Below are 12697 nucleotides of genomic sequence, written 5' to 3'. Positions count from 1 at the left end.
GGCGGCCGGTGCATCACTGCGGGTGCAGCAACTATGCCGGAACGATGTTGACCAGCTTAGGCGCACGGACGATCACTGTGCGGATGCCCCGGCCGTCCATGGCACGCTGGACGTTCTCCGATGCGAGGGCCAGCTCGCGCAGCTGGCCCTCGGAGACGTCCGGGGACACCTCCAGCCGGTCGCGGACCTTGCCCTGCACCTGGACGACGGCGGTGACCGTGTCCTGGACCAGGAGGGCGGGGTCGTGGGCCGGCCAGCCTGCGTTGGCCACCGATGCAGGGTGCCCCAGCAGGTTCCACATGTCCTCTGCGGTGTACGGCGCGAACAGGCTGAGGATCACGGCAACCGCTTCGGCGGCTTCGCGGACGGCAGGATCGGCTGCGCCCGCACCCGCGTCGATGACCTTGCGCGTGGCGTTGACCAGCTCCATGAGCTTGGCCACCACCACGTTGAACTTGTTGGCATCCAGCAGTTCGGCGGCGTCGGCGATGGTGCGGTGCGTTACCGAACGCAGCCCGCGGTCTCCGGTTGCGGCGTCCACACCGGGTTCGCTGGTGACGTCCTGGGCGAGGCGCCACGCGCGGGCCAGGAACTTGGCCGAACCGGACGGCGACACGTCCGCCCAGTCGACGTCGTCCTCGGGCGGGGAGGCGAACACCATGGTGAGCCGGACAGCGTCCACGCCGTACTTGTCGAGCTGTTCGCCGAGGTCCACGCCGTTGCCCAGCGACTTGCTCATTGCCTTTCCGCCGTTGAGCACCTGGCCTTGGTTGAGGAGGGCACTGAAGGGTTCGTCGGCATCGATCATGCCGAGGTCGTGGATGACCTTGGTGAAGAAGCGGGCGTACAGCAGGTGGAGGATGGCGTGCTCCACGCCGCCCACATACTGGCCCACGGGCATCCAGTCATTGATCTTCTGCGGATCGAAGGGGCCTTCGGTGTAGTGCGGCGAGACGAAACGCAGGAAGTACCAGGACGAGTCCACGAACGTGTCCATGGTGTCCGTATCCCGCTTGGCGGGGCCGTGGCAGGTGGGGCATTCCACGTTGACCCATTCCTCCGCCGCGGCGAGCGGCGAGGTGCCCTTGGGTGCCAGGTCCTCACCGCGGAGGTCCGAGGGCAGGGTTACCGGCAGCTGTTCATCCGGTACGGGGACTTCACCGCAGGACGGGCAGTGGATGATGGGGATGGGCGTACCCCAGAAGCGCTGGCGGCTCAGCAGCCAGTCGCGGAGCCGGAAGTTCACGAACTTCTCGCCAGTACCCTGCCGTTCCAGCATGGCAATGGCGGCCGGGATGGCGTCAGCCTTGGGCAGGCCGTCCAGCTCGCCCGAGTTGATCAGGGTGCCTTCCCCCGCCGTTGCGGTGCCGGACACGGCGGGGTCCTCCTCGCCGGTGTCCAGGACCGCGCGGACCGGCAGGTCGAAGGTCTTGGCGAAGTCGAGGTCGCGCTGGTCGTGGGCAGGGACGGCCATGATGGCGCCCGTGCCGTAATCCGCCAGGACGTAGTCGGCGGCCCATACGGGCAGCTTCTCCCCGTTCAGCGGGTTGATGGCGTAGCGGCCGGTGAAGACGCCGGTCTTCTCGCGCTCTGTGGACTGGCGTTCGATCTCGGAGAGCACCTTGACCCGTTCGCGGTAGTCGTCCAGGGCAGCAGCGTGCTCGTCCGTGACAAGTTCGACGGCGAGCGGCGCGTCGGCGGCCACCACGAAGAAGGTTGCCCCGTACAGGGTGTCCGGGCGGGTGGTAAAGACCGTGACGTCCTTGGCGGGCCTGCCGCCGTCGGCTTCGATCACGAAGTTCACGTGCGCACCCTCGGACCGGCCGATCCAGTTCTTCTGCATGGCCAGGACGCGTTCGGGCCAGTGGCCGCGGAGCTCGTCCATGTCATCCAGCAGGCGGTCCGCGTAGTCGGTGATCTTGAAGTACCACTGGTTCAGGGACTTCTTGGTCACGGTGGTGCCGCAGCGCTCGCAGGCGCCGTTGACAACCTGCTCGTTGGCCAGGACGGTCTGGTCCTTGGGGCACCAGTTGACCGGGGAATTCTTGCGGTAGGCAAGGCCGCGCTCGTAGAAGCGCTTGAACAGCCACTGCGTCCAGCGGTAGTACCCGGGATCGGAGGTGTGCAGCCGGCGCGACCAGTCGGCGGAGATGGCGTACCTCTTGAAGGAGGCTGCCTGGGTGTCGATGTTGGCGTACGTCCACTCGCTGGGGTGGGCGTTGCGCTTGATGGCGGCGTTCTCCGCGGGCAGGCCGAAGGAGTCCCACCCGATGGGGTGCAGGACGTCGTAGCCCTTTTGCCGCAGGTAGCGCGCCACCACGTCGCCCATGGCGAACGCCTCGGCGTGGCCCATGTGCAGGTCGCCGGACGGGTACGGGAACATGTCAAGCACGTAGCGGCGCTCCCGCGACCCGTCGTCCACCGGGGTGAAAACCTTGAGGTCTTCCCACACCTGGGGCCATTTGGCCTCCATGGCGGTGAAACTGTAGGTGCCCTCTTCAGGCTCCGCCGATACTGTTGTTGCTGTTCCGGTCTCTGTCTCCGGCTGAACGCCCACTGCTGCCCTCTTCTGTTCTGTTACGGCATCTGTGCTGCCATAACGGCCTGATCCTCCTGCTGCCGGCCCGGCGCCATGCCCCGGACACACAAAAGCCCCTCTCCATGGAGGGGCTGCCGCTCAGCTGTCCGATAATCGGAGCCGGCGGCTAACTAAGCAGAAGGATCGCACGCATGGATCTACTTTAGCGCACCGGCACGTTGCCTGCCTCAGCCGGGCCTTACGGCCCGTTGCATTGCCCGGGGCAAGCGCGCATGATCATCCCACAACGTTGGGAGGCGGCACACGATGTCAGAGGCAACCACCGCCGGCCCTCCTGAAGGGCAGCCCCTCTCCCTGTGGCTGGCCACCGCCGGCACCACCGACTTCCCGGAATTGCACGGCACCGTGGAAGTGGACGTGGCAATCATCGGCGGGGGCGTGGCCGGGTTGACGGCAGCGCTGGCCCTGAAGCGTTCGGGCCGCTCGGTGGCGGTCCTTGAAGCCGGCCGGATCGGCACCGGCGTCACCGGGCACACCACGGGCAAGGTAACTTCCCTGCATCGCCTCGCGTACACGGAGCTCCAACGCAATCACGGCGCGTCCGCCGCCCGAACCTATGGGCTGGCGAACCAGGCCGCCCTGGAATACATCGGCGGCGTGGTGGCGGCGGAGGGCATCTCCTGTGGTTTCCGCCGGGTTGCCAATTACACGTTTACCGCAGGGCCTGACATGCTGCCGCAGGTGCGGGCAGAAGCCGCGCTCGCGGCCGGCCTCGGCCTGCCCTCGACCTTCACGGCGGATGTACCGCTGCCCTTTCCCGTGGCCGGCGCCGTCCGGTTTGACGGCCAGGCGCAGATTCATGCCGTCCAGTACCTCCAGGGCGTAGCTGGGAAAGTGGACGGAGGCGGCAGCTTCGTCTTCGAGCGGACGCGCGCCCTGGAGTTGCGCGAGGGCACCCCCGTCACCGTGGTCGCCGCCAACGGGACAGTGCTGGCCGGGGACGCGATCGTGGCCACGAACATTCCCTTCGGCGACCACGGACGGTTTCAAGCACTGTGCCTGCCGCACCGCTCGTATATTGTCGCCGCGCCGGTTGATGCCCCTCCCCTGGACGCGACCTTCATCAGCGCCGATGAGCCGATGCATTCGCTGCTGACGGTTCGGCTGAACGGGGTGACGTTCCTGCTGGTGGGCGGCCAGGGCCACCCCGCCGCCGAGCAGGTGGATCCGGCACTGCGCTATGCGGGCCTGGCGCGTTATGCCCGCGGCCAGTTCGGGGCCGGCAGCGTGGCCTACCGCTGGTCCACCCAGGACGGCTTGCCGCGCGACGGACTGCCCTACGCCGGGCCGCTGAACCCGGACAGCCGGCACGCCTTCGTCATCACCGGCCTGCGCAAGTGGGGCCTGACAAACGGTACGGCCGCAGCCCTGATGCTGGTGGACCTCCTCAACGGCACGCCCAATGAGTGGGCGGCACTGTTTGACAGCAACCGCGCGTCGTCGCCGGCCACAATGCCGGCAGCGGTGCCGGAAGCGGCAGGAGCACCGGCGACCGGGGACACCGTTTCCCGGGAAGGTACCGCACGGGGCACACCGGACCTGGGCCTGGATGACGGCACGGTGGTTGAAACGGACGGGACCAGCACGGCGTGCTACCGGGATACAGCGGGACAGATCCACGCAGTGTCCGCGATCTGCACCCATCTCGGCTGCACTGTCGGTTTCAACCGGGGAGACCGCACATGGGACTGCCCCTGCCACGGTTCCCGGTTCGACGTGTACGGCAAAGTCGTCCAGGGGCCGGCCATCGAGGATTTGCCCCCGCGCCCTGTGCCATGACGTCCCGCGCACTGCCGCCCTGGAAGATCCGCCGCACATGGCAGGGGCCGCCCTGCCTGGAAAAGGCAGGGCGGCCCCGAAAGGTTTGACGAACGTTACCTGACGTCCTCGTCCACCCATTCCATGGACTTGGTGACCGCCTTCTTCCAAAGCCGCATCTGGCGTTCCTGCTCCGCCTTCTCCATCTGCGGTTCCCAGCGCTTGTCTTCAGACCAGTTGGCCGAGCACTCGCCCAGGTCCTTCCAGAACCCAACGGCCAGGCCTGCTGCGTAGGCAGCACCGAGCGCCGTGGTCTCGATGACCTTGGGACGGATCACCGGGACGCCCAGGATGTCCGCCTGGAACTGCATGAGCGCGTCGTTGGCGACCATGCCGCCGTCGACCTTCAACTCGCTCAACGGCACGCCGGAGTCCGCGTTGACCGCGTCCAGCACCTCGCGGGTCTGGAACGCGGTGGCTTCCAGCGCGGCGCGGGCGATGTGGTTCTTGTTGACGAACCGTGTCAGGCCCACGATCGCACCACGGGCATCCGAGCGCCAGTACGGGGCGAACAGACCGGAGAACGCCGGGACGATGTACACGCCGCCGTTGTCCTTCACCGAGGCGGCAAGGGTTTCCACTTCCGGAGCGCTGCTGATCATGCCCAGGTTGTCCCGCAGCCACTGCACCAGGGAGCCTGTAACCGCGATGGATCCTTCCAGGGCGTAATGCGGTTTGGCGTCGCCCAGTTTGTAGCCCACGGTGGTCAGGAGCCCGTTCTTCGAGTGGACGATTTCCTCGCCCGTGTTGAAGATCAGGAAGCAGCCCGTGCCGTAGGTGTTTTTCGCTTCGCCGGCGTCGAAGGCGGCCTGGCCGAAGGTTGCGGCCTGCTGGTCGCCCAGGATGCCCGCCACCGGTGTCTCGCGGAGCAGCTGGGAACTGTGGACCGTGCCGTACACCTCCGAGGAGGACTTGATCTCCGGCATCATGCTGCGCGGAACGCCAAAGATACCCAGGATCTCGTCGTCCCACTGCAGCGTCTCAAGGTCCATGAACAGGGTGCGGGAGGCGTTGGTGACGTCGGTGACGTGGACACCGCCGTCGACGCCGCCGGTCAGGTTCCAGAGCACCCAGGCGTCGGTGTTACCAAAGACCAGGTCCCCGGCCTCTGCCTTTTCCTTGGCACCGTCCACGTTGTCCAGGATCCACTTGATCTTGGTGCCGGAGAAATAGGTGGCCAGCGGCAGGCCAACCTTCTGTTTGAAGCGCTCCGCTCCGCCGTCCTTGGCCAGCTGGTCCACGATGTCCTGGGTGCGGGTGTCCTGCCACATGATGGCGTTGTACACGGGCTTGCCGGTGGTCTTGTCCCACACCACGGCGGTTTCGCGCTGGTTGGTAATGCCGACGGCGGCGATATCGTGCCGCGTCAGGTTCGCCTTTGAGAGTGCTGAAGCGATGACCTCGCGGGTGTTGTTCCAGATCTCCGAGGCGTCGTGCTCCACCCACCCGGCCTGCGGGAAGATCTGCTCGTGTTCCATCTGGCCGGAGGACACAATGGCCCCGCTGTGGTCGAAGATGATGGCGCGGGTGCTGGTGGTGCCCTGGTCGATGGCGATTACGTACTGGTTCATAATGACGTCCTTGTCTTGTTGTTCAAACTGGTTGGTGGAGGCTTAGGCGGCAGCGGTGATGATGATCGGAACGATCCTTGCAACAATCCCGGCCAGGGCGCCGCCGACGAGCGGGCCAACCACCGGGATCCAGGAATAGCTCCAGTCACTGGAGCCCTTGCCCTTGATGGGAAGGACTGCGTGGGCAATGCGGGGTCCCAGGTCACGGGCCGGGTTGATGGCGTAGCCGGTGGGGCCGCCCAGGGAAACACCGATGCCCACCACGAGCAGCGCCACGGCGAGCGGACCAAGTCCCGAGGGGGTGCCACCGAGGGTCAGGATCACGAAGACCAGGACGAAAGTACCGATGATCTCGGTGATCAGGTTCCAGGGCGTGGAACGGATGGCAGGGCCGGTGGAAAAGGTACCCAGCTTGCCTGCAGGCTCGGGCTCGTCATCAAAATGCTGCTTGTAGGCAAGCCAGCAGACCACCGCGCCGAGGAACGCGCCCAGCATCTCGCCACCGAAGTAGGTCAAGGTGGAGGCGACGTCGACGGCGACCCCCGGGGCGAATTCGGGCTTGCCGTTGAGCAGCAGGCCCAGCGTTACGGCGGGATTCAGGTGGGCACCGGACTTGGCCGCGACGAAGACGCCACAGAAGACAGCGATTCCCCACCCCCATGTGACCATCAGGAACCCGCCGTTGTTGCCTTTGGTCCCCCGCAAAGCCACGTTGGCAACGACGCCGCAACCCAACAGGGTCAGCATGCCCGTGCCAAAGACTTCGGAGAGGAAGACTATTCCTAGAGACATCTTTGACTCCTTCTTTGTTTAGTTGTCGGTCCTCCGCGGGTGAAGGACCGTTGGGCCGGGGCGCTGGTGCACCCCGGCCGGCTGCCCGGCCTCAGGAGACCAGGCTGTGCGTTTCCACCCGGTGGAAACGCTGCAGCACGTCCTGTGCGTGCTTGATCTCAGCGGCGCGGGCTGCGGCGTCCCACTTGAGCGGTACAGACAGCACCTCCGCCACTTCGTTGAGGAGTTCTCCGGTGACCAGCCCGCGGAAGGCCAGTGAGGTACGGCGGATGAGGACATCCACCAGGTGCCCCACCTGCTCGTTCGCCGCCATGAATTCCAGCTCCCGGACGCTGAGCTCGCGGGTGGACCGCAGTGCCTGGTCCGGTTCGGCGTCGAGGTATTCGATCACGGCCTCAGCCCGGGTCCCGTACCGGGTCAGCAGCCCGGCGGTGCGGTCAGCGTCGCGGCCGGCGGCCATGTGCGCCTTGATCCACTTCTGGACGCCCGCCTCGTCGGCCGGGAACCCGGCGCCGCCGCCGATGGGGAGCTGCGCCGTCGAAAGCCTGCGCTGCACGCCGAGCTCGCTGAGGACGTCGTTGGTCAGGTGTTCGGCGAGGGCCCGGAACGTGGTCCACTTGCCTCCCACCAGGCTCAGCACGACGGCGCCCGTTCCGTTTGTTCCCGAGGTGCGCCGTTCAATGCGGTAGTCGCGGGACACGAAGCCCGGCTGGGTGGCATCGTGGCTCGGCAGGGGGCGCACACCGGAGAACGTGTACACGATGTCGTCAGGCGTGACGTCAATGGACGGGAAGACGTGGCCGATGAGGTCGAAGAAGTACTGGATTTCCTCGTCGGTGCAGACGGCGTCTTCCGACATGTCTGCGTCGACGTCCGTGGTGCCCACCAGCACGCGGTCACCCATGGGGTAGATGAGGACAATCCGGCCATCGGTGTGCTCAAAGAAGATTTCCCGGCCACGGCAGGCCTCGAGGAGCCCCGGGTGGTCCAGGACGATATGGGAACCCTTGGTGCCGCCCATGAAGGCAGAAGCGGCGCCCATGGCCTCATTGGTCAGGTCCACCCACGCCCCGGTGGTGTTCACGATGATGTCCGCGGTGAAATCGAACTCTTCCCCCGTGAGTTCATCGCGGAGCCGCACGGTGCTCCCCCGGCCGGTCCCCGGGTTGGGGGCGGGAGACATCGACTGCAGGGAGAGGTAGTTGCTGGCACGGGCTGTATCGCCCTGCGTGCTGGTGGTGGCCTGGGCGTTCGCTGCCCTGCCTGCTTTTTCGCCGTCCTGCAGGACGTCGAGGGTCAGCCGTTCAGGGTTGTGCACGGAGGCGTCGAAGTAGGTGGCAGTGTATTTGACGTCCGGCCGGAGGGCGGGCAGTTCCTGGAGGGCCGCCTTGTGGCTGCGGAACTGATGCCGCGGCACGGTGCCGCCGTCCCGGGAAAACGAATCGTAAAGGCTGAGGCCTGCCTTGATGAGGAACGCACCGCGCTCCTTGGGCTTGCCCTGCTGTTTGTGGGTGAGGAAGCGCAGCGGGGCGGACAGGATGCCGGAGAAAGTGCTGAAGATGGGGATGGTTGTCTGCAGCGGCTTGACGTAGTGGGGGGCGATCTTCAGCAGGCGGTTGCGTTCCACCACGGATTCCCGGACCAGGCGGAACTCGCCGTTTTCGAGGTAGCGGATACCGCCGTGGATCATGTGCGATGATGCGCCGCTTGCGCCCTGGCAGTAATCGCCGCGCTCCACCAGCGCGACGTCGACGCCCTGCAGTGCCAGATCGCGGAACGTTCCCACTCCGTTGATGCCGCCGCCCACCACCAGCACCTTTGCGTGCGGACGGCGCCGCAGGCTGTGGACCGACGGGCGCTCGGCCCGCGGCCGGGCTGCAGTTACAGAAGGTTGGACAGTTGGATCCTTGGGTCCCAAAACGACTCCCTTGGGGCTTTGTGTGATGCGGACACCGCTGGGTAGCGCCCGCCGTTCTGCTCTATTGTTTGGAGAAATGGAAAATGGAGTCAAGGACTATGCACAAACGTGCAGAAGGGAACTGAGATGGCACTTTCGCGGGACCAAGATGCCCTCCGAGCTGCACAAATGTATTACCTGCAGGACCTCACGATGGACGCGATAGCACGCGAACTGCGCACGTCCCGGTCCACCGTTTCCCGCCTTTTGTCCTCGGCGCGGGAGTCCGGCCTGGTACAGATCCAGATCCGCAACCCCCTGGACACCGGGCCCGAACTTGAGGGCATGATCCGGCGGCGGTACAACCTGGACGTCCACGTGGTCCCCATCCTGGGAACGCTCAATGAAGCCGAGACCCTGGACCGGGTTGCCATGCAGGCAGCCCGCACCATCGGGCCCCTGGTGGACTCCAATGCGATCATCGGTGTTGCCTGGGGATCAACCCTCAGCGCGGTGAGCAGGCACCTCACCCGGAAGATCACTCACGACAGCGTGATCGTGCAGCTCAATGGAGCCGGGAACATGCACACCACCGGTATCACCTACGCAAGCGACATCATGCGCAGGTTCGGCAGCGCCTACGGGGCACGGGTGGAGCAGTTCCCCGTCCCCGCCTTCTTCGACCACGCCGCCACCAAGACGGCCATGTGGAACGAGCGCAGCGTGCAGCGGGTCCTGGAGCTGCAGGCCAAGATGAGCATTGCCATCTTCGGCGTCGGTTCTGTTCATGCCGACTATCCCAGCCATGTCTATGCCGGCGGGTACCTCGACGAAGAGGATCTCAATGCGCTCGCCAACTCCGACGTGGTGGGCGACGTCGCGACGGTATTCTTCCGGGCTGACGGGTCCTCGGACGGGATCGTCCTGAACGAACGGTCCACCGGTCCCGCGCTCGCCCAGCTCCGGCAGGTCCGCCGCAGGATCTGCGTGGTGTCGGGCGTCTCGAAGATCAACGGCCTGCGCGGGGCACTGGCAGCAAGGCTCGCCACCGACCTGATCCTCGATGAAGCCACCGCACGCCGGCTGGTCGATTACGAGGGCCTGACCAGCTGAAGTGGGTAGAGTCGTTGCCATGAGAACCTCACCCCGGCTCAGCCTGAACAACGGCGTGCTGATCGACCAGCTCGGCTTTGGGCTGTACAAGGTGCCTGCAGCTGACGCGGAAGGGCTCGTGGCGACGGCGCTCGCCGCCGGTTACCGGCACTTCGACACCGCCGCCATGTACGGAAACGAAACCGGAGTGGCACGCGGCATCAGTTCCCAGTTGGACGCAGGGACCGGCAGCGGCGGCTCCGGCGAACTGTTCCCGGCCCTGACCCGTGAAGACGTGTTCGTCACTACAAAGGTGTGGAATGACCACCATGGCTATGACGCCACACTGCGTGCCTTTGACGATTCCATGGTCAACCTGGGACTGGACTATGTGGACATGTACCTCATCCACTGGCCGTGCCCGCGCCGGGGCCTGTTCCCCGAGACTTATCGCGCCCTGGAGACGCTCTACCGCGAGGGCCGGGTGCGCGCTATTGGGGTCAGCAACTTCCAGCCGGCCCACCTTGACCGGCTGATGCAAAGCGCCGAGGTGGTCCCTGCCGTCAACCAGATCGAACTGCACCCGTGGCTGCAGCAGGAGGAACTGCGCAGCAAGCATGCGGAACTGGGAATCCGCACCGAAGCGTGGAGCCCGCTGGGCCGCGGCCAGGTGCTTGCCGACCCCGTCATCCAGGCGTGCGCCGCAGAGCACCGCAGGACTCCCGCGCAGGTGATCCTCCGCTGGCACATGCAGCTGGGACATATCGCCATCCCCAAAGCCAGCTCCGAAGCACGGATCCGGGAGAACCTGGACGTCTTCGGTTTCGAGCTCTCCGAGCGGGACATGGTGGCAATCACCGCGCTGGACCGCGGGCAGCGGACCGGGTCCCACCCGGACAACGTCAACTAGGCCCGGCCATGGATACCGTAAACCCCGGGACCTCCCCTGCGCCCGCATACGTCAGCGCCGGGCTTTCCGGACGCACCTTAACCTCCACCGTCACCCTCGACGGCGGCACGGTGGCCTTCTGGACCTATGAGCCCGTGCAGGAGAACCCGGATGCCCGCACCATCCTGGTGGTCCATGGATTCCGCGGCGACCACCATGGACTACTGCGCGTCGCGGACCAGCTCCCGGACATGCGCATCATCATGCCGGACCTGCCCGGCTTCGGCAGCTCCGACGCGTTTACCCACGGCCCGCACTCGGTGGAGCGGTACGGGCAGTTCATCACTGCCTTCATGGCTGCCCTGGGCCTGGGCCCGGACACCGTACTGCTGGGCCACTCCTTTGGTTCCATCGTGGCATCGCACTTCGTGGCCAACAACCCGCAGGCCGTGCGTCCCCTGATCCTCATCAACCCCATCGCCGCTCCAGCCTTGGAAGGGCCCAAGGGCGTGATGACCCGGCTGGCGGTGCTGTACTACAAGCTTGCGGCGCGGCTTCCCAGCGGGCCGGGACTGGCCCTGCTGCGCAATCCACTGATTGTGCGGGTTATGAGCGAGACCATGGCCAAAACCCGCGACCCCGGGCTGAGGGCCTACATCCACGGCCAGCACCATGCCTACTTCAGTTCCTTCGCCGACCGGGACAGCCTCCTGGAGTCCTTCACTGCCTCCGTCAGCCACCACGTGGCCGAGGTGGCCGGACGACTGGAACTGCCCGTACTGCTGATCGCCGGCGAAAAGGATGAAATCGCCACGCTCCCCAGCCAGCACAGCCTCCTGGACCTGCTCCCGGACGGAGAGCTGAAGGTGATTCCCGCCGTCGGGCACCTGATCCACTACGAAACGCCTGAGCCGGCCGCCCGCTACATCCGCAGCTTCCTGAAGGACCATCCCGCGTGAAGATCATCATCGATGCACGGTTTACCCGTACCGACCACCACGACGGCATCAGCCGCTACGGCGCCAGCCTGATCGCAGCCACGGCAAAGATCGCGGACGTCTCCATGCTGGTTTCCGACATTCGGCAGCTCACCCTCCTGCCGGACGTTCCCTACACCCTCATCAGCAGCCCGCTCTCGCCGCTAGAGCTGTTCGTTGCCCGGAAGGTCAACGCCATCGGGGCCGACGTGGTGGTCTGCCCCATGCAGACCATGGGCACGTGGGGCCGGAAGTACGGGCTGATCCTGACGCTCCACGACCTCATCTACTACGAACACCCCACTCCCCCGGGATTCCTGCCGGCCCCGGTCCGGCTGCTGTGGCGCCTCTACCACAAAGCGTTCTGGCCGCAGCGGCTGCTCCTCAACCGCGCCGACGTGGTGGCAACGATCAGCCGGACCACGGAAGCGCTGATGGCCAAGTACCGGCTGACGCGCCGGCCCGTGCGCATTATCGCCAACGCCCCGCAGCCGGCGCAGGAACCCCGGGTCCCGGCCGCCGGCGCGGATAAAACGATCATCTACATGGGCTCGTTCATGCCATACAAGAACGTGGAAACCATGGTGGCCGGCATGTCCGGGCTGCCCGGCTACACCCTGCACCTGCTCAGCCGCATCACGCCCCAACGGCAGGCGGAACTGGAAGCCATCGTCCCTGCGGGTGCCGCCGTGGTGTTCCATAACGGCGTGACGGATGCAGAGTACGACAGGCTCCTGCGCCGGGCCACGGCACTGGTGAGCCTGTCCCGTGCCGAAGGCTACGGCCTTCCGCTGGTGGAGGCCATGGCGGTAGGTACCCCGGTGATCGCCAGCGACATTCCCATCTTCCGGGAAGTCGGCGCGGACGCCGCACTCTACGTGGATCCGGAGTCCCCCGGGCAGTTCGCGGACGCTGTGGGCCAACTGCAGGACGACGTGCACTGGCAGGACATGTCCCGCCGTTCCATTGCGCGGGCGGCGGAGTTCAGTTGGGATGAGTCGGCGCGCCAACTGGTTGACGCTGCGCATGAGGTGGTGGCGAAAAGGCGCCGGGCCTAAAGCA

Annotated in this window: 9 protein-coding genes; 5 read left to right on the top strand and 4 right to left on the bottom strand. The window is 66.1% G+C overall.

Going from position 1 to position 12697, the window contains the following annotated elements:
• Positions 1–31 precede the first annotated feature (31 nt).
• A complete protein-coding gene (leuS, locus tag ACTHQS_RS08530) occupies positions 32–2557 on the bottom strand; it encodes a leucine--tRNA ligase (protein WP_440167786.1) in 2526 nt (841 codons plus the stop codon).
• 288 nt (positions 2558–2845) lie between these two features.
• Between leuS and ACTHQS_RS08525 the strand changes: the two genes are divergently transcribed.
• Positions 2846–4378, top strand: coding sequence for an FAD-dependent oxidoreductase (locus ACTHQS_RS08525; protein WP_440167784.1), 1533 nt, complete (start codon positions 2846–2848; stop codon positions 4376–4378).
• A 95-nt stretch (positions 4379–4473) separates the two neighbouring features.
• Here the strand turns inward: ACTHQS_RS08525 and glpK are convergent, their stop codons facing one another.
• From glpK to ACTHQS_RS08510, 3 genes are all read right to left on the bottom strand, one after another.
• Complete coding sequence (glpK, locus tag ACTHQS_RS08520; RefSeq protein ID WP_440167783.1) at positions 4474–5988, bottom strand: glycerol kinase GlpK; 1515 nt, start codon at positions 5986–5988, stop codon at positions 4474–4476.
• A 42-nt stretch (positions 5989–6030) separates the two neighbouring features.
• Positions 6031–6780 carry an MIP/aquaporin family protein gene (locus ACTHQS_RS08515; RefSeq protein ID WP_440167782.1) on the bottom strand — a complete coding sequence of 250 codons (750 nt, stop codon included), beginning with the start codon at positions 6778–6780 and terminating at the stop codon, positions 6031–6033.
• A gap of 91 nt (positions 6781–6871) precedes the next feature.
• Complete coding sequence (locus ACTHQS_RS08510; protein ID WP_440167780.1) at positions 6872–8698, bottom strand: glycerol-3-phosphate dehydrogenase/oxidase; 1827 nt, start codon at positions 8696–8698, stop codon at positions 6872–6874.
• 126 nt (positions 8699–8824) lie between these two features.
• Between ACTHQS_RS08510 and ACTHQS_RS08505 the strand changes: the two genes are divergently transcribed.
• The 4 genes from ACTHQS_RS08505 to ACTHQS_RS08490 are packed head-to-tail and all read left to right on the top strand — an operon-like array spanning position 8825 to position 12693.
• Positions 8825–9790 (top strand): sugar-binding transcriptional regulator, encoded by a 966-nt coding sequence (locus ACTHQS_RS08505; RefSeq protein WP_440167778.1) that lies wholly within the window; start codon positions 8825–8827, stop codon positions 9788–9790.
• Positions 9791–9809: 19 nt separating this feature from the next.
• On the top strand, positions 9810–10679 hold the full coding sequence (locus ACTHQS_RS08500) for an aldo/keto reductase (RefSeq protein ID WP_440167776.1): 870 nt from the start codon (positions 9810–9812) through the stop codon (positions 10677–10679).
• A gap of 8 nt (positions 10680–10687) precedes the next feature.
• Positions 10688–11617, top strand: a complete 930-nt coding sequence (locus tag ACTHQS_RS08495; RefSeq protein ID WP_440167774.1) for an alpha/beta fold hydrolase — start codon at positions 10688–10690, stop codon at positions 11615–11617.
• Positions 11614–12693, top strand: coding sequence for a glycosyltransferase family 4 protein (locus ACTHQS_RS08490; RefSeq protein ID WP_440167772.1), 1080 nt, complete (start codon positions 11614–11616; stop codon positions 12691–12693). Before ACTHQS_RS08495 ends, ACTHQS_RS08490 begins: the two co-directional genes overlap by 4 nt.
• The last annotated feature ends 4 nt before the right edge of the window (positions 12694–12697 follow it).

This window comes from Arthrobacter sp. SAFR-044 (assembly GCF_051965175.1).
Classification (GTDB): Bacteria; Actinomycetota; Actinomycetes; order Actinomycetales; family Micrococcaceae; genus Arthrobacter.
The sequence above is the reverse complement of the archived record's forward strand: the minus strand, read 5'-3'. Positions and strand labels throughout refer to the sequence as shown.

Excerpts from the sequence above, each read along its gene's own strand:
- ACTHQS_RS08525 (WP_440167784.1), top strand. The coding sequence starts at position 2,846 with ATGTCAGAGGCAACCACCGCCGGCCCTCCTGAAGGGCAGCCCCTCTCC.
- glpK (WP_440167783.1), bottom strand. The coding sequence starts at position 5,988 with ATGAACCAGTACGTAATCGCCATCGACCAGGGCACCACCAGCACCCGC.
- ACTHQS_RS08515 (WP_440167782.1), bottom strand. The coding sequence starts at position 6,780 with ATGTCTCTAGGAATAGTCTTCCTCTCCGAAGTCTTTGGCACGGGCATG.
- ACTHQS_RS08505 (WP_440167778.1), top strand. The coding sequence starts at position 8,825 with ATGGCACTTTCGCGGGACCAAGATGCCCTCCGAGCTGCACAAATGTAT.
- ACTHQS_RS08500 (WP_440167776.1), top strand. The coding sequence starts at position 9,810 with ATGAGAACCTCACCCCGGCTCAGCCTGAACAACGGCGTGCTGATCGAC.
- ACTHQS_RS08495 (WP_440167774.1), top strand. The coding sequence starts at position 10,688 with ATGGATACCGTAAACCCCGGGACCTCCCCTGCGCCCGCATACGTCAGC.